Consider the following 17,241-nt stretch of genomic DNA (forward strand, 5'->3'; position numbering starts at 1 on the left):
CCTAGCGGCCCACCCATGGGCCAGCAGCGGGACACCTTATTGCATTTACATATTATAGTTGATAAACTTCGATCTCCGAACCGGCAAGCATCCGGTCCATGGTTATGGACATGCGCAAGCTGGTCGGGGCAAATTTTGGTCGCCTCAGACGAGACAGAAAACTCACGCAGGAAGAGGTAGAAGCGCGTTCCGGCTTCAGCCAGCAATACATCAGTGCCCTCGAACAAGGGAAAAGAAATCCAACGATCGTCTCCCTGTTCGAACTCGCCCAAGCTATCGGTGTTACGCATATGGAACTCGTACAGCCACTTTCACCCAGTGAAATCGAGAGTGTCCTGCGCAATCGGAATGGCAAATCGAAAAAGAAAAACGCGTAGCTCAATATCACCCGAGCGATCTGCCTGAACCTCTCGCTTACAACGCCCGCCCCTGAACGGGCTTCGGCAAAAGCATCAGACATCCGACGCCTTGTGCTCAAGGGATACTTCAACCTGCTTGAAGTATCCCTTGAGCGCTATTCGTTTGTCATTTCAAAAATATTCCAGAAAAACACATATATAACGGCAATTCCTGACCAATAGCATTTAACTAAGATTCGACCAAAGCCAACCCGCTAAGAATGAAGGGAGATAAGCAGAAATGAAATTACACGCCCCGCATGATTATTTTTCTTCATACATCCATTGCCCACCGACCTCGAATGGCTGGCTTCAACCAAACATTAAAAGCGGCGGTCGCGACAATCCTATTGTTTGCTGAACTTCGAGAAGCCGAGACCACACTTGCGAAAGCTAACTAGCGTCAAGGAGTGATCGCCATGTTCCAGCAGGGCACAGGTTCAACAACGGAGCGCCGCATTCTTCGCCGCGCTGAGGTCGAGGCGAAGACCGGTTTCAAGCGGGCCTACATCTACAGCATGATGAAAGAGGGAAAGTTCCCCAAAGCCATGCGGCTTGGTGTGCGCGCCGTCGGCTGGGACTCTGCCGAAATCGATCAGTGGATCACCGATCGCCTCAAGGATCGCATCTGACTTGTTCTCATCCCTGCCAAGGAGGAACAAGCCATGCAGGTGATTTCCGTGATTTCAACGAAGGGCGGGGTCGGCAAGACGACGATCGCCGCCAATCTCGGCGGCTTCATCGCCGATGCCGGACTGCGCGTGCTGCTGCTCGATCTCGATATGCAGCCGACGCTGTCGTCCTATTATGAACTGAGCAAGCGGGCGGCGGCCGGCATTTACGAGCTGCTGGCTTTCAACGAACGCGATATCGAGACATTGGTGTCGCGAACGGCGATTGAGCGCCTGGATCTCATCCTCTCGAATGACCAACATCGCCAATTGAACACCCTGCTGCTGCACGCGCCGGATGGGCGCCTACGCCTGCACCATTTGCTGCCGTCATTCCAGCCATACTACGATCTCGTACTGATCGATACGCAGGGCGCGCGCAGCGTCCTGTTGGAAATGGCGGTCCTCGCGTCCAGGCAGACCATCTCTCCGGTAACGCCGGAGATCCTTGCGGCCCGCGAGCTACGGCGCGGAACGCTTCAGCTCCTCAACGACATCGAGCCCTATCGTCGCCTGGGGATCCAGCCGCCGCCACTCCAGCTCCTGATCAACCGCGTTCCAGCGGTTTCTACGAATGCCCGGCTCATCCAGAAGACGCTTCGGCTCGTGTTTCGCGACCAGCCCGGTGTTCAGGTTCTGGAGACCGAGGTGTCCGCGATCGAGGCTTTTCCTCGTGCCGCCACACAGGGTTTACCTGCTCACCGCATCGAGAAGCGTCGCCCGACCGGCCGGCTCGCCCCGGCCGCTCTCGAAACCATGAGTAACCTCGCCTGCGAGCTTTGCCCGCAATGGAAAGATCGCTTCGCCCTCGTGGGCGGCAAGACTGCCAGGAGGCCTCCTCATGCAGCCCCCTCGTGAAACTCCCAGTGCGCCCAACCGGCTTCTACCATTCGTTCGGTTTGCCGCCGACGAGGGATGGAAGATTTGCCGATCAAAGACCGGGAATCTCAGGTTTCCAAAGGCCGGGTTGCCGCCGATTCATATTGGCCTTGGCATCAGTGACACCACAGGCGAAATCCCGACACCTGACAATAGACCGGGAGGAACCGACAAGCAGGAGGATCGCGATGCCTGACTCTTCGCCACGGGACATGGCCACGAAACTCTTGAGCGAAAGCTTCGGCCAGTTGGCGCCGCTGACCGAGGCGCTGTCCGATCCGATCGCCGATACCCCGATGGTCGTGACGCTGGATGACCTGCGGCCCTACGAGTTCGACCCACGCATTACCAGGAATCCGCTCTACGACGACATCAAGGTTTCGATCCGCGAGCGCGGCCTGGATGCACCGCCACCGATCACGCGTCGGCCCGGCGCCGACAACTACATTATCCGCAACGGCGGCAATACGCGGCTGTCGATCCTGCGCGAACTATGGACCGAGACTAAGGATGAGCGCTTCTTCCGCATCTCCTGCCTGTTTCGCCCATGGCCGGAGCGCGGCGACATCGTCGCTCTGACCGGACATCTCGCAGAGAACGAGCTTCATGGCGGCCTCTCCTTCATCGAGCGGGCGCTTGGCGTTGAGAAGGCGCGGGAACTCTATGAACAACAGGACGGCAAGCCGTTGTCGCAGTCAGAGCTCGCTCGTCGCCTCAAGGCCGACGGCTATCCAGTTCTCCAGCCCCATATCAGCCGGATGCAGGAAGCCATTCAGCATCTGCTTCCGGCGATCCCGACCGTTCTCTATGGCGGGCTCGGCCGCCCGCAGGTCGAACAGTTGACTAGCTTGCGCCGGGCAGCAACGAGGATATGGGAGTCAAGAGGGTCGAAGGCACATGCGGGCATGGACTTCGCTGCGGTTTTTCAGGACGTTCTCGCCACCTTCGACGGCAGCGCGGGCAGCTTTTCCGTGCAGCGGGTTCAGGACGAATTGATCGGGCAGATGGCCGACCTGCTCGGCGAAAAGTACCATATGCTGGAGTTCGAGGTAACCGATTCCGAAAAGCGGTGGCAGAATCTCAGCCGGGAGGCGGAGCCCGATCAGCCGGCTGCCGAAACCGGACCGTCCTTGGTTCGCTCGTCGGCAAGACAACTCCCTCAGTTATCTTCAGCCGGCCAACCCTCGTTAGAAGCGAGTCCTGCCATTGATCTGGGAGAATTGCGATCTGCTACATCTCCTGCCAGTGACGAAAGCGGCGACGAGACGTCACCACAGACCGATCATGCATCCTCTTCTTCGGCGTCAGATCGCCTGGAGGCGATCCAGCGCCTGGTGGCTGATCGGTTGGGCGAAACGCCTCCCGAATTCGAGAGCGCCGAGATCTTGACGATTCCAGCGCGAGTCGATGGGCTCTATCCAGTCTCCGACATCTGGGACATCGAACCTGGACTGGACACCCCGGAGAGATTGCGCGTCCACATTGCGCAGCTTGCCCGCGAAATCGCCAACGAAGCGGATCTTGCGGGGCAGGTCATTGCGTGTGAGGACGGAATCGGTTTCTCGTGCGTTGGCGATCCTAGCCGGAACGACGACCGATCGAAGGCGCAATTCGCCCGGGCTGTCCTCGCCGTGCTCTATGTCCTCAGCGCCCCCTATCGTCCCTCGCCGCAGACCGCCGGTCGCGTTGAGACGCTGCATCTGGCGAGCGACATCGGACTGTTGCTGCTAGGCCCGGGCGAGGCGAAAGCAACTGATATGCACCAGCCAATTCGACTCAGCGATAACGGCCTTGTGAAGCTCCTTCGCCTGGTGCGGCTCGCGCGTCGCCTTTTGGAACTGGAGACATCGGCGTTGAATGGCAACGACGCCATGGCTCGGTCATGAGGCGGGCCGCCATGTCCGGCCCTAACCCCCTCAACCAAGCGGTGATAGCCCAAGCGCTGCACGATCTGCGTAATGGACAGCTTCGCAAGGCCAAGTCCATGGGGTTCCAAGATGAGGATCTCGATGCCCTGAAGCATCCTGCGCTGGCGAGCATCCTCGCAAATGCCGCCGTTTCCTGGTGTGACGTGACGATCAATCGCGATGTCTTGCGCCGGCTGCTGCGGCAGATGGACGACCACGTCAGAGAAATCGGCGAGGTCGACCGCATGCTTCGCCTCGGCGCCAGCACCGATATGATCAGCCGGTTTTATGGCCTCACCCATCAGGAGGTTGCCGTGCGCCGGGAGGCGCTCGGCATACCCAAGCGTAAGGGCCGGCATCCGGTCCTCACCGAAGAGCAGGATGCCGCCGTGTGGGAAATCTGGTCGGCGACGGTCAAAGACAGGAACATGTCCCACAAGAACGACGCCGCCATGCTCGCGCTGGCGGCGGACCTGGCCGAGTCCATGAACGTTCCGTTGTCGGTCATCTGGAGCGCCATACGTGGATGGATTCATGAAAGGCTCGTCTGATCATGCGCGAGACCGGTGGGCAGTTGTCACCGAGCGACCTATTCGACAGCGCCGCGGCGCGCCTCGCGAAACGGGCGCATATGCCGTCGGCGCGAACTCCCACGCTGCAATCGGACGGCTTCATTTTCAGCGGCAACCGCCACGATGCCTTTCCCCGCGCCCTGCTGCTCGATAGACGCCTCACGCCGCTGGAGCGCAATACTTGGCAGGTATTCCGAACGTTAGTCAACGACGATGGCATCACCGCGTTTCCGAGCTACGACCAACTCGCTCCCTATCTGGCGTCGATGCCATGCACAGCCCGCGCATCACATGAGACAGTCGCCCGCGCCCTCACCCTGCTGCGATTGACACGCTGGATCAGCCTCGTACGCCGGCAGCGCGACCCACAGAGCGGACGGATCGCCGGCAACCTCTATGTGCTGCACGACGAACCGCTGACGCCTTGGGAGGCCATCCGGCTCGACCCAGAATATCTCGGCTTGGTCAGCCATGCGCTGGACCGTTCCAGCAGATCGATCCAGCGCATTGGCGTGTATACGCTGAAGGAGATCGCGGAGGACCCGTTGCTGACCGGAAAGCTGCTGCCCAGCCGGCTGCAGATCGTAACCCAACGCCTATCGGAACGCGGCTGGGAAGAGCCAGGCGCCTACCCCCAGGCTGTGGATAGTCACGATCCCGAAGACGGTGCGGATCACCCTCTTCGGAATCGTGACGACCTCAGTTCGGAATCCGAAGACCGCACGGAAACCCCGGAAATGCGGGCTCTTCGGAATCCGAAGACAGGCCGTACTGTACGTATACGAAAAGAAATATCAGAATCTCTTACTACTGTACCGCGCGTGCGAGGCAACTTGCGTCTGCCGAACCGTTTCGCGGCGCTAAAGCCGGAGCAGCAGAGCGGCGCGCTCGCAGCCCTGCATTCGATAGATGCGGCGTTGCGGCAGACCGTTCTCGACGAGTGGGATGCGCGGTGCGGCGCGAGCGCCATCCGCAACCCGGCCGGCTACCTGTTCGGGCTTATCCAGAAGGCTTTGCGCGGCGAGTTCAACGCATGGGCGGCGGCAAAAGCGCCTGGTTCCACGTCTCAGCCGGTATCACCTGAAACCAGCGACCGAGAAACCGCCGAAACCCATGTAGCCCGCCTGCAGTCCATCATGCGCTTCACATGAGAACGGTAGCCGCAGATTCGTTCGTCCACCGAAGTCCGTGGTCGCCTATACCACTGGTATAGTTGAACACGTTGCCTTCCACGACGATCAGGCTTGGGCTGGCATCAGAACGCCATGCTTGAAATGTGCATTGAATGTGCATAGATTAAGCCTGTATCTTTGAACAGGTGATCGTCATGTCCGCGCTTGCTCTACCCGATGTCCTCGAAACCGTACATCAGCCCGGAACGTCCGACCTTTCGGCGACTGGCGTTGCAGATCTGTTCGGCCTTCAGCTTCAGGATCTCGCGGCGATCGCTGCCGTTCACCGCAATACCATCAGAACGCATCCGAACTCCGCCAAGCTACAGGCGGCGCTGCGCGATCTGATGCGCGTCCTGTCGGCGGCATCCTCCGTGCAGCCCGACAAGGATCGTGCGCTGTTCCTGATCAAGAATGCGCCGATCCGCGCCTTCCGCCACAAGACGATCCTCCAACTGGTCACGGAAGGCCGGACCGAGGATGCGATCGACTACCTAGAGTCCATCGGCTCGGGATATGTCGGGTGATCCTCGAGCATTTTCCCGCCGGCACGCTCCTCTATCGCGCCCATACGCCGGAATGGGCCGGTTTGCCGCTGAGCGGCGCGGGCGCCGCGCGCAAGGGCGGCCGTTTCAATCGCGAGGGGGTCGAGGCTCTCTACCTTGCGCTGGACGAAACAACCGCCCTTCGCGAATACCAGCAGACCTCTCCCTTCCTGCCGCCTTGCACGATGTGCTTATATACGGCCACCTTAGTCAATCTCGTCGACCTTCGCCAATTGGCTCATGGCGATCCGTGGGATGAACTCTGGCATAGCTGGCAGGAGGATTGGCGGCACCTGAAATTCGACCTTCACATTGAGCCTCCGACATGGGTGCTCGGCGACCTCGTACTTGATGCCGATCATACCGGCATCATCTTCCCGAGCACTGCAAATCCCGGCGGCGTGAACATCGTGGTTTTCAGCGAGAAGCTCGAAGGCGAAAATCGGATCGAAGTGAACGATCCGAACGGCAGATTGCCGCGTGACCGGTCGAGTTGGGAGCGATGAAGCCCAGATCGACTGTCCACGGAAATCCATGGACGCCTATACCACTGGTATAGTTGAACACGCTGCCTTCCGCCCAAGCATTCCACGCCGATACCGATGCCTTGCCGATGCGAGCCACAGCAGAAACAGGCTTGCCCCATATTCGATTTGATGACTGACGGCCTTCCCGTGACCCCCGATGCTGGCGACCCGTTCCACCAGCGAAGGTCGTCACGATGGCAAATGAAGCCGAAGCCCTGCAACTGAACCTCGGATCGTTGCGCAGCGCGATGTCGCTGACGCTGCACACGCATCACGCATCCCGCATCTGGCATGGCCGGCCAGCCGTCGAAGGCAAGCCGGGCATCATCGGCCTCAATGGCTTCGTCGCCATCATGACCAAGCTGAAGCGGGGCGCGGAACAGGACGACCCCTATTCCGACTGGTGGATGCTGCGCATAGAGGAGAAGCTTGGCGTCACCAAGGAGCGGATCCAGCTCATCCGCGAACAGGTCGACCAGGCGCTTGCTGATGTACCCCCTGCCCTCAGCCTCGGCGACAATCTCAACGTCCAGCCGGTCAAGCTGCCGCTCTTCGTCTCCTCGCAGCACGGCTTCATGGCCGTCTATCTCCTGGCCGACTACGACGATCTCGCCCGCCGCTTGATCCTGGCACACCACACCGCCCTTATCGATCGCACCACGCTGGAACGCTGGCTTGACGACGGCGCGCACGAGCTGCGCAGCCTGTTCTCGCTGGCCCAGCAATATCGCTATTCCGGGGCGACGCGCGACGATTTCGCGGCGAAGAACGCCGTAGCGCGCGCCGCGCTGGAGAAGTTCGGCGAGTTGCCACAGGACGTGCTTGAAGGCACGCGGCGCTCCCGTTTCGCGCCACCCGTCTCCCGCCGCCCCACCCCGTCCTCACCGCCGCCGAGAGCCCGCCGTCCGAACACGCGCCAATCGAGCGAAGGCGAAACGACGTCGGCCGATGCGGTTGATGGAGAGAGCGCAGAACAGGCCGACGAGGCTGTTTCGACCGCAACCGACGACGAGGAGCAATCGGCATGACCCAACCGAACTATTTCATGCCGCTGGAACAGACAGCCTATCAGGCGCTGGAACAGATCGCCTACCTAAAAGGCCTTTTGAAGCCTTTTAAAGGTAAGGGGAGTCTGGAGGACTGGGCCAGCCGGTGCAGCGGCCTTCGCGACGATCTCATCACGCTCGCGGAACGTCGTATCCTGCCGCAGGCCCGCAGCCATCCGTTCAGCCGGCTTCCCGTGCAACTGGCCCTGCAGACGACCGGCGCGGGCACGACCTTCCTGCGCTGGCGCAATGCCGACCGGTCGAAAATGGGCGTCATGCTCTGGGAGGAACTGGTCTCCAGCACGGCGACCCCCGTGGCACTGGTCCCCGATCTCCTGATGATGGAGGAGCAGCGCGTCATCATCAACATGCAGGTCAGCCTGCTGCACAGCATGGTCCGGCAAGCACTGGAATGCGCCGGCAAGCTGGAGCGCGCGGAGGACGTGGCAAAGCGCCGGGCGGCGGAGCAATCTTCATGACGCCGCCCGAGCTGCCCGCCTGCCGATGGCTGGATCGAACGCATATCGGCGATTGCCGTCATCTGCTGCGCCAGATGACCGAGAGTGGAATATCCGTGCAGATGTGCGTCACCAGCCCGCCCTACTATCGCCTGCGCTCCTACCTGCCGGCCGACCATCCGGACAAGGCGCTCGAACTCGGCGCCGAGGAGACGCCTGCGGTATTCGTGGCGCGGCTGGTGGAGGTGTTTCGCGAGGTGCGCAATCTGCTGGCCGATAACGGCACCCTCTGGATCGTCATCGGCGATACCTATGCCGGCACGGGAAAATCCGGCGGTGGCTGGCAGGGACGACGCTGGTATGCACATGGAGCGGAAACAATCGGTCCGCGCGGCGGCCGCTGGTCGCCGCCTCCACCCGGCCTGAAGCAGAAGGACCTGATGGGCATTCCATGGATGCTCGCCTTCGCGCTTCGCGACGACGGCTGGTTTCTGCGGCAGGATATCATCTGGTCGAAGCCCAATCCGATGCCCGAGAGCGTCACCGACCGCTGCACCAGATCGCACGAATACCTGTTCCTTCTCACCAAGCGGCGACGGTACTATTTCGATCACGCGGCGATCATAGAGCCTTCGCTCGATCCACGCGGGCCGGGCAACATTCGGCAGGTTCGCCTTCCGCCCGGCGAGCGCTCTTCCGGCACGAACGGCAATCTGCGCGGCGGCCTGCACAAGATCGGAGCGCGTGCCACCCGGCGCAAGCGCGACGTCTGGACGATCACCAATAAGCCATTCCACGGCGCGCATTTCGCGGCCTTTCCCGAGGAGTTGGTCGTGCCCTGCATTCTCGCCGGCTCGCGCGAAGGTGATGTCGTGCTCGACCCTTTCATGGGCAGCGGCACGACGGCCGCCGTCGCGAAGCGGCTGAACCGGCGCTTCATCGGCTGCGAACTGAACCCCTCATTTCTCGAACTTCACCGCCTGCGCTGATATCCGTCGGCAAGGGCATTTCACCAGCAAGGAGGCAGCATCATGAGCACGCGTTTCAGTGGCGAGGGCAATATCGGCTCGGCGCCGGACTATCGGGAATTCACCAGCGGCAACGACGAGCCGCGCCGGCTGTTGCGGCTGAACGTCTATTTCGACAATCCCGTGCCAACCAGGGACGGCTATGAAGACCGCGGCGGCTTCTGGGCGCCCGTCGAACTCTGGAACAGCGAACCCGACTGGGCGAAACTCTACCAGAAGGGCATGCGCGTGCTGGTCGAAGGCCGCATGCTACGCGAGGAATGGGAAGATGCCGAGGAAAACGAGCGCGTGACCTTCAAGGTCGATGCGCGCCGTATCGCCATCCTGCCCTACCGGATCGAGAGCATAAGGCTCAGCCCGAAGCAGCAGGAGATCGATAGCCAGCCCCAGCCCGCCCAGCCGGAAACCAGGCCGAAGCAGGCCGCGGGTGCGCGGGAACCGAAGGGCGCCAAGGCGAAGGAATAGGCGGTACGAGGGCGGCTGCGCCAATCCGCATCCGCCCTCCATGCGCCAGCCGTTCGACCGGAGCCTTATGCGTTGAGCGTATCCTTGATGGCCTTCGCCGGCTGGAAGGTGAGCTTCTTCGCAGCGGCGATCTTGACCGTCGCACCGGTCGCGGGATTGCGGCCCTCGCGCTCCGGGGTTTCCTTCACCTTGAACTTGCCGAAGCCGGGAATGCTGGTCTCCGCGCCGCTTGAGGCGGCTTCCGCGATCTGCTTGAACACGCCCTCGACAATGGTCTTGGCCTGCACCTTCGTCAGGCCCTGCTCGGCGGCGATCTTGTCCGCGATCTCGTTTGTCGTCGTCATGGAAAATAGACTCCTCGTTGGTTTCTTGCCCCGTCTCAATGAGACCGAAAGCACGCGGCGAAGATAGACGGGGAAAGCTGGCGGACCGGCTTCATCCACCGCAAATGTTCGGATTCCAGCATTCTCGAGCCTCTTCCAAGCGAAAAACCCGGTTGTCGCTGCCGCCGCTTTCCTTGCTGCCGCCCCGGCCGAACACAGCCATGGTCACCTCATCAATCAACAGGCACAGCAGTTTCGAGGAGGCGCATGCGGGTTTTTCTGTGCGAGAAGCCCTCCCAGGGCAAGGATATTGCAAGGGTGCTCGGCGCGCGGGAACGCGGCAGCGGCTGCATCAGCGGCAACGGCGTCGTCGTGACCTGGTGCATCGGCCACCTTGTCGAGACCGCGCCGCCGGAAGCCTATGGCGAAGAATACAAGCGCTGGTCCCTCGACCAGCTTCCCATCATTCCCCAGCAATGGCGAAACGAGGTCAAGACCTCCACCGCCACGCAATTCAAGATCGTCAAACAACTGATCGGTAAGGCGAGCGAACTGGTGATCGCCACCGATGCCGATCGCGAGGGCGAGATGATCGCCCGCGAACTTCTCGACCTCTGCGGCTACCGCGGCCCGGTCCAACGCCTCTGGCTGTCGGCCCTGAACGATGCCTCGATCCGCAAGGCGCTCGAAGCCCTCAGACCGGGGGCCGAGACGTTGCCGCTCTACTACTCGGCACTGGCGCGCTCGCGCGCCGACTGGCTCATCGGCATGAACCTCTCCCGACTCTTCACCCTGCTCGGCCGACAGGCCGGCTATCAGGGCGTGCTGTCCGTCGGCCGTGTCCAGACCCCGACCCTTCGCCTCGTCGTCGACCGCGACCGGGAGATCGCCTCCTTCGTCCCGACACCGTTCTGGGAAATCGAGGTGAACCTGTCCCATGCCGGCCAATCCTTCCTCGCCCACTGGTCCGCGCCTATCGGCACGATGGATCAGGCTGGCCGCTGCATCCAGCAGCTGGTGGCGCAGAAGGCGCTCGACGTGTTGCGCGGCGCCCGCGAGGCGCAGGTCCTCTCCGTTGAAACGGAACGCATCCATGAGGCACCGCCACTCCCCTTCGATCTAGGCACCTTGCAGGAGGTCTGTTCCCGTCAGCTCGGGCTCGATGTTCAGGAAACCCTCGACGTCGCGCAGGCGCTCTACGAAACGCACAAGGCGACGACCTATCCCCGCTCCGATTCCGGCTTCCTCCCTGAGAGCATGCTGGCCGAGGTCCCGACCGTCCTCCACGCCCTTGTCACAACAGATCCCGCCATCCGGCCGCTTATAGACAAGCTCGACCGGAACCAGCGATCCCGCGCATGGAACGACGCGAAGGTCACCGCCCACCACGGCATCATTCCGACGCTAGAGCCGACAAGGCTCGACGCCATGTCCGACAAGGAGAAGGCCGTCTATCGGCTGATCCGGTCGCATTATCTGGCGCAGTTTCTGCCGCACCACGAATTCGACCGGACGCTCGCCGGGTTTTCCGCCGGCAGTGAAACGCTGCTGGCCACCGGCAAGCAGGTGATCGTGGCTGGCTGGCATCTGGCGCAAGTCGGCAAAGGTGACGATGCCAGGGCCGCCAAACCATCCGATGGCGAGGACGAGGAAACCGCTCGTCGTAGCCAGGTTCTCCCATCTTTGACGAAAGGCGTTCGCTGCCAGATCGGCGCCGTCGGCCTCAAGGGCCTGAAGACGCAGCCGCCAAAGCCCTATACGCAAGGCGAGTTGGTCAAGGCGATGAAGGGCGTGGCGAAGCTCGTGACCGATCCGCGCCTGAAGCAGAAGCTGAAGGAGACGACGGGCATCGGCACCGAGGCGACGCGCGCCGGCATCATCACCGGTCTCTTCGATCGCAGCTACCTGATCAAGAAGGGCCGCTCCATCCGTGCGTCCGACGCCGCCTTCACCCTGATCGACGCCGTGCCGCCGGCCATCGCCGATCCCGGCACCACGGCGATCTGGGAACAGGCGCTCGACATGATCGAATCCGGCCAGATGACGCTTGACGGTTTCATTGGCAAGCAATCGGCATGGGTCGCGCAACTCGTCGAGCAATATCGTGGCGCCCGCCTTTCCGTCCGCGTTCCCGAAGGGCCACGCTGCTCGCTTTGCGGATCTGTTACCCGCCAGCGCACCGGCAAGACCGGCCCGTTCTGGAGCTGCACCCGCTATCCCGACTGCAAGGGCACGCTGGCCATCGAAGCGACCAGCCGCAAAACAGGCCGTTCCAATCGATCCGCGCCTCGAAAGCGGCAATCGAAGCCGAGGGGCTCCTGAAGCAAGACACGTCTGCCTGTGGCCGCGCTTCCAGCGGCCGGCGGCACAGCCTCGCATCCCCGCGAGGCATCCCTAGCATGTCCCCGCCTTCTGAAACGGCATGAAGCTCCCCGGTGATCGTGTTGCCGGGCGAGAGGAAGGCGTTTTCCTCGGCAGACCGCATCATTCGGTTGATTGATCCCCTCATTCGACGTCGCTCCGAAGGGTTTCCCCGCGCCTCGTAATGGAGGCGCGCGGAGACCTTTCGGGTCGACGGTGTTCGTCGCCGGTGCCCGCCGGCGAAACAACGGGCTCCTTTTGTGCGCGGATGCGTGCCGAAGGATGCTGACCCCAGCCACGACAAGGGTCGGGTGCGATTGCTGATGCAGCGGATGGCTCTACGACCGGCCAAAATCCCTGCGACAGCCCACGGGTGGTTTCCTCGTCTTCCGCCGGAGATCCCAGTCTCCGGCGTCCTGTTCCCCTCTTCCCCACACATCGCGCCGCGGTCCTAGACCGCCGGCCAGAACAGGAGATGCAGCAATGACCCCGCACCCCCGTACCTATGGCAGCGTCTGCTCCGGCATCGAGGCCGTCACCCTCGCCTGGAAGCGGCTCGGATGGAGGCCGGCCTGGTTCTCCGAGATCGATCCGTTTCCTAACGCCGTCCTCGCCCATCACTATCCGCACATCCCCAACCTCGGCGACATGACGGGCATCGCGGCCCGCGTGCGCGCAGGTGTCGCCACCGCGCCCGACATCCTCGTCGGCGGCACGCCTTGCCAGGCGTTTTCCGTCGCCGGCGCGCGGCAAGGCCTTTCCGATCCGCGCGGCGCCCTCACCCTCAAATACACGGAGCTTGCAGATGCCATCGACCAAACTCGCCGGGAAAACGGCCAACCGCCCGCCATCGTCGTCTGGGAGAACGTCCCCGGCGTCCTCTCCGACAAATCCAACGCCTTCGGATGCCTTTTGGGAGCGCTGGCCGGAGAAGGCGGCGCGCTGGAGCCGGCAGGGCGAAGGTGGTCGAACGCTGGTTGTGTCGCTGGACCCCGCCGCCGCGTCGCGTGGCGGGTGCTCAACGCGCAATATTTCGGAGTCGCCCAACGGCGCCGTCGCGTGTTTCTTGTGGCAAGTGGTGATGCGGGATTCGATCCCGCCGCGGTACTTTTTGAGCCCTATCGCCTGCCAGGGGATTCTTCGCCGGGCGGCGCGGCGTGGGAAATCGCTTCCGGATCTGCTGAAGGCGGCCCTGACGGCGCAGGCGGCCTATCCGACGCTCTGGCCGGACCCTATGGCCGGGCATTTTGCACCGTCTGCTTCGGCGGCGGCAACCGGCAAGGCCCGATCGACCGCGCAGCCTGCCTGACGGCGCGCGGCCACAAGTGCGATTTCGAGGTCGAGACCTTCGCGGCCCAGTCCGTCACCGGAGAGCGGACCCATGCTCTCAACACGGCAAACGGCGGCAAGGGCGGCAGCGAGGACGGAACCGGGCGCGGCGTGCCGATCGTCGCGCATTCCGTCGCCTTCGCGCAAAACAGCCGCGGCGAGGTCCGGCTCGAGGCGGGCGACGGCCACATCGCGGGAACGCTGAACACCGGCGGCGGCAAGCCCGGGTACGGCATGCCGGCGATCGCCTGCCGCGATCAGGCGCCGGCGCCGTTCCCGACCATCGCGTTCTCGGCAAAGGATCACGGCGGTGATGCTTTGGAAGATATCGCGCCGACGCTGCGCGCCGGCGTCCGATCCAACGGCAATGCGAATGGCGGCGTCATGCCGGCCATCGCCTTCAGGACCCTCCGTGCCACCTTCGGGCACGAGGTCTCCGGCACGTTGATCAGTCACTACGGCAAGAAGACGGAAAACGCAGACACGAGCCTCGGGCCAAACCTGGTCGCCCGGTCCGTTGCGTTGCGCGGCCGAGACGGCGGCGCGACAGTCGAACTGGGCGACGAGGTCGCCACCGCGCTACGCGCCAGCGGCGGCGGCAGCGACAAGGCCCATGTCCTGCTGCCGTCGACCGAGGACTATTTCTACGGCCAGATGCTCGGCCCGGACGAAACCGACTGGTCGCAATGGGCGGGCTGGCGCGTCCGCCGCCTCATGCCGGTCGAGTGCGAGCGCCTGCAGGGCATGCCGGACAACTACACGCTGGTGCCGTATCGCGGCAAACCGGCGGCCGACGGCCCGCGCTACAAGGCGATCGGCAATTCCATGGCCGTTCCCTGCGTGGAATGGCTTGGTCGGAGGATCGCTCTGGTTCTGGCGACACGCGAAGCTTGGTGACGTTTCAGGCCGAAGGCCACGAAATGCGCTATCGGCCACAGTGGTATTGTGGCTGGCATTTCTCCGTAAGCCACACATCTTGTCCAGCGTGTGGCCGACGTTGTCGGCGCATGTCCCGGCAGCCTCGGTCGTAACGGCTGCAACGCGGCCCCCGCGTCGACCGATCCAGTCCGCGTCGCATCGTTTCCGCGGACGAGCGCCATCACGGCGCCGATGCTCCCTTGTCCATCGCGCACGTCCTGCTTTCCCTGTCCGCCGTATCTCCCATCCGTTCGGGTGAACTGCGGTTGCGGGGGGGGGTGTCAGCAGGTGCGCCCCTGTCCAACAACCAACGAGGTATGACAATGAACGTATTCCATGCGATGAAGCTCGCCTATCGTGAACGACGAATGGAAGTGCGCTTTGCCGCCATGCTCTACCGCAGCATGGGCTTTCATCTGACTCGGGCCGACGTCGATCGCCTTGCCGTGCAAATAGGCTTCAACGGTGGAGACTGGCATGCCGCCGCGCGGCGGGAAGCCATATACAGACTGCACCTTGCCCTTTGCCCCGACCGTAACGCCTGGCGCGGCAAATACTGGAACGAGCGGTTCACGATCGGCCTTTAGCCGTGGCATCCTGTGCTGCAACAGGATCTCCACCTTCGTCCCGCCGTGCGGTGCGGAGCGGGAGCGCTCCTTTTCTTAACGCAGGCAAATCGGGGCTTGCCGTCGTGCGGCTTCCTCCACGACTGCCACAGAAAAGAGGGACAGAGTTGCGGCCGTTACTGCCGAGGTTCTCGGCGTGATGCCAGCAGCCCGGTCTTCAGGCTGCGACGTGGTTCTCCGCGTCAGACCGCCTGTCCGCTTCACATCGTTCCCGCGGACGAACGCCCTACCGGCGTGATGCTCCTTCCTCATCGCGCGATCGCTCCTTTCTAGAGCCCGCACCGCCGCATCCGCGCGCCGTGCCGCATCTCGCGCATCACCATCCACCGCGCACGCCCGCGCCCACCTCCAGGGAGACCCCCATGGGCGACACCATTCGTCTGAAGACCAACCAGCAACGGCTCATCGCCAATCTGAGGCACGCCTTCAACCCCTCCTCCATGCTCGGCGAGCTGCTGCAGAACGCCCGTCGCGCGCAAGCGAGCCACATCCGCGTCACCGCCGGCGACACATCGATCACCGTCGAGGATGACGGCATCGGTATCGCCGATCTGCAATCCCTCCTCTTCATCGCCGAATCCGGCTGGGATGCGGACCTGCAGGCGCGCGAAAACGCCTTCGGCATGGGCGTCCTGTCGACGCTCTACTTTTCCGAACGGCTGCTCGTGCATTCGGGAGACCGGTCGTTCGGCGCCAGCACGGCGCAGATCATCGCCGGGGAACCGATCTACGTTTACGAGGCGCCGGTGCGCATCGGCACGGGTATACGGCTCGAAGGCGTGAAATCGCCGACGGAGGGGTTGGTCCTTTCCGATTGGGTCGGCCAGCAGCTTCGGCGGCTCGCCACCGCCTTTCCCGTCCGCATCTCGTTCAACGGCAGCGAATTGCCGCGTCCCCTTGCCGATCCGGCTCTGCCATGGCGAGAAACACCGGTCGGAAAAGTCCTGATCGACCTCGACGCCCAGCGGTTTCAGTGGCGTGCTTTTCTTCAGGGGCTTCCCATCGGAAAGGACCCGAAAACATCCGAGCATCACATCGTCCTTCTGCGTGACGACATGATCGCCCGCCTTCCCGACCGGCAGCATCTTCTCAACGAACGCGAGGACAATCAGCGCATTCAGGAGGCGGTCAGCCAGGCATTCCGGCAAGCCCTGGTCGAGATGAAGGAGGTCATGCCCGCCGAGGAGTTCCTCGACGTCCATGGCGAGGCCTGCCTGACGTCCTCCAACGCCAATCTCCTCAACGATGTGCCATTTGCCCATCGTTCATGGTTCCGGGACTGGGACGACGTTCCCCCCGGTCACGCGCATGAATGGGAAGGATGCTTCCGAGACGGTGTCATCGCCGCCGAAGCGCTGACCAGCAACGGCGTATGGCGGATCGAGTCCGACGAGGATGAGGAGGCTACGGCCGAGGTCTATGTTTGCGCCCGGGGCGGCTTCCTTCTCGATGAGACCCGTCTCCATGCAGGTCATTGGCTGAACCGGGTCACCCGTATCGTCGCATCCGATCAAGTGATCGTTCGCCCCGGCGCCATCCTGCATCGGGAAGCCAATGCACCGCTGGCCGAAACGGTCGATCTCGTGCTGACGGATGCGATCCATCTCAGCCTCGCCGACGATCCGGTGGCGTATCCGGTCTCAGCGGTGCGCAAGGACGGGATCGTTCATCTCACGGCCAGCGCCGCCGGTGTTACACGGCTCATCTCCAGCGATGTCTTCGACGACAGATACGAGGAACGTGTCAGAGACGAGGACAGGACAGCCATCTCAACCTTTATGGCGATCGACCTGTCTCAGGACCCGGCCCGCGCCGTCGAGGCGTTGCTGCCCGAGCATCTGCGCTACGTGCCGCAGCCGAAGCTCGCCAATGTCGTCGTCCGTATGGTCTTCGATGGCGAGGGCAAGCTGAAAAACGTGATATCCTGACAAACCTGCGGGCGCTCTTCGGAGCGCCCATTCTTTTGAAATCGGGGCGGATCACTGTGCCGTTTCCGGCACGACGGGCGCGTCCTCA

17 protein-coding genes are annotated in these 17,241 nt (G+C 62.7%); 16 read left to right on the plus strand and 1 reads right to left on the minus strand.

Translation table 11 applies throughout. The features are described 5' to 3' along the window. Positions 1-104 precede the first annotated feature (104 nt). The 12 genes from CRO48_RS19600 to CRO48_RS19655 all read left to right on the plus strand — a co-directional run bounded on the left by CRO48_RS19600 (position 105) and on the right by CRO48_RS19655 (position 9,668). Entirely contained in the window at positions 105-377 is a 273-nt protein-coding gene (locus tag CRO48_RS19600; RefSeq protein ID WP_097141720.1) for a helix-turn-helix domain-containing protein, read from the plus strand. A 440-nt stretch (positions 378-817) separates the two neighbouring features. After that, positions 818-1,030, plus strand: a complete 213-nt coding sequence (locus tag CRO48_RS19605; RefSeq protein ID WP_097141568.1) for an AlpA family transcriptional regulator — start codon at positions 818-820, stop codon at positions 1,028-1,030. Between the two features lie 33 nt (positions 1,031-1,063). After that, entirely contained in the window at positions 1,064-1,927 is an 864-nt protein-coding gene (locus CRO48_RS19610) for a ParA family protein (protein ID WP_097141569.1), read from the plus strand. A 248-nt stretch (positions 1,928-2,175) separates the two neighbouring features. After that, on the plus strand, positions 2,176-3,834 hold the full coding sequence (locus CRO48_RS19615) for a ParB family protein (protein WP_455363837.1): 1,659 nt from the start codon (positions 2,176-2,178) through the stop codon (positions 3,832-3,834). 11 nt (positions 3,835-3,845) lie between these two features. Continuing rightward, positions 3,846-4,406, plus strand: coding sequence for a DUF2857 domain-containing protein (locus tag CRO48_RS19620; RefSeq protein WP_097141571.1), 561 nt, complete (start codon positions 3,846-3,848; stop codon positions 4,404-4,406). A gap of 2 nt (positions 4,407-4,408) precedes the next feature. After that, positions 4,409-5,578, plus strand: a complete 1,170-nt coding sequence (locus CRO48_RS19625) for an STY4528 family pathogenicity island replication protein (protein ID WP_097141572.1) — start codon at positions 4,409-4,411, stop codon at positions 5,576-5,578. A gap of 176 nt (positions 5,579-5,754) precedes the next feature. Next, positions 5,755-6,126, plus strand: a complete 372-nt coding sequence (locus CRO48_RS19630) for a DNA-binding protein (protein ID WP_097141573.1) — start codon at positions 5,755-5,757, stop codon at positions 6,124-6,126. Continuing rightward, positions 6,123-6,650 (plus strand): RES family NAD+ phosphorylase, encoded by a 528-nt coding sequence (locus CRO48_RS19635; protein WP_097141574.1) that lies wholly within the window; start codon positions 6,123-6,125, stop codon positions 6,648-6,650. Before CRO48_RS19630 ends, CRO48_RS19635 begins: the two co-directional genes overlap by 4 nt. A 215-nt stretch (positions 6,651-6,865) precedes the next feature. Next, complete coding sequence (locus tag CRO48_RS19640) at positions 6,866-7,699, plus strand: PFL_4669 family integrating conjugative element protein (RefSeq protein ID WP_097141575.1); 834 nt, start codon at positions 6,866-6,868, stop codon at positions 7,697-7,699. Next, positions 7,696-8,196 carry a DUF3158 family protein gene (locus tag CRO48_RS19645; protein ID WP_097141576.1) on the plus strand — a complete coding sequence of 167 codons (501 nt, stop codon included), beginning with the start codon at positions 7,696-7,698 and terminating at the stop codon, positions 8,194-8,196. The genes CRO48_RS19640 and CRO48_RS19645 overlap by 4 nt, the downstream gene beginning before the upstream one ends. After that, positions 8,193-9,164 carry a DNA-methyltransferase gene (locus CRO48_RS19650; RefSeq protein WP_245423580.1) on the plus strand — a complete coding sequence of 324 codons (972 nt, stop codon included), beginning with the start codon at positions 8,193-8,195 and terminating at the stop codon, positions 9,162-9,164. The genes CRO48_RS19645 and CRO48_RS19650 overlap by 4 nt, the downstream gene beginning before the upstream one ends. 42 nt (positions 9,165-9,206) lie before the next feature. Next, complete coding sequence (locus tag CRO48_RS19655; protein WP_097141577.1) at positions 9,207-9,668, plus strand: single-stranded DNA-binding protein; 462 nt, start codon at positions 9,207-9,209, stop codon at positions 9,666-9,668. Positions 9,669-9,733: 65 nt separating this feature from the next. Here the strand turns inward: CRO48_RS19655 and CRO48_RS19660 are convergent, their stop codons facing one another. Then, a complete protein-coding gene (locus CRO48_RS19660) occupies positions 9,734-10,012 on the minus strand; it encodes an HU family DNA-binding protein (RefSeq protein ID WP_097141578.1) in 279 nt (92 codons plus the stop codon). 246 nt (positions 10,013-10,258) lie between these two features. Between CRO48_RS19660 and CRO48_RS19665 the strand changes: the two genes are divergently transcribed. The 4 genes from CRO48_RS19665 to CRO48_RS19680 all read left to right on the plus strand — a co-directional run bounded on the left by CRO48_RS19665 (position 10,259) and on the right by CRO48_RS19680 (position 17,153). Next, positions 10,259-12,313, plus strand: coding sequence for a DNA topoisomerase III (locus tag CRO48_RS19665; RefSeq protein ID WP_097141579.1), 2,055 nt, complete (start codon positions 10,259-10,261; stop codon positions 12,311-12,313). Positions 12,314-12,835: 522 nt separating this feature from the next. Continuing rightward, positions 12,836-14,578 (plus strand): DNA cytosine methyltransferase, encoded by a 1,743-nt coding sequence (locus CRO48_RS19670; RefSeq protein ID WP_097141580.1) that lies wholly within the window; start codon positions 12,836-12,838, stop codon positions 14,576-14,578. 344 nt (positions 14,579-14,922) lie between these two features. Next, entirely contained in the window at positions 14,923-15,186 is a 264-nt protein-coding gene (locus tag CRO48_RS19675; RefSeq protein ID WP_097141581.1) for a hypothetical protein, read from the plus strand. A gap of 401 nt (positions 15,187-15,587) precedes the next feature. Beyond that, complete coding sequence (locus CRO48_RS19680; RefSeq protein ID WP_097141582.1) at positions 15,588-17,153, plus strand: ATP-binding protein; 1,566 nt, start codon at positions 15,588-15,590, stop codon at positions 17,151-17,153. Positions 17,154-17,241: the final 88 nt, after the last annotated feature.

The sequence above is a fragment of the Rhizobium subbaraonis genome (assembly GCF_900220975.1).
GTDB classification, from domain to species: domain Bacteria; phylum Pseudomonadota; class Alphaproteobacteria; order Rhizobiales; family Rhizobiaceae; genus Mycoplana; species Mycoplana subbaraonis.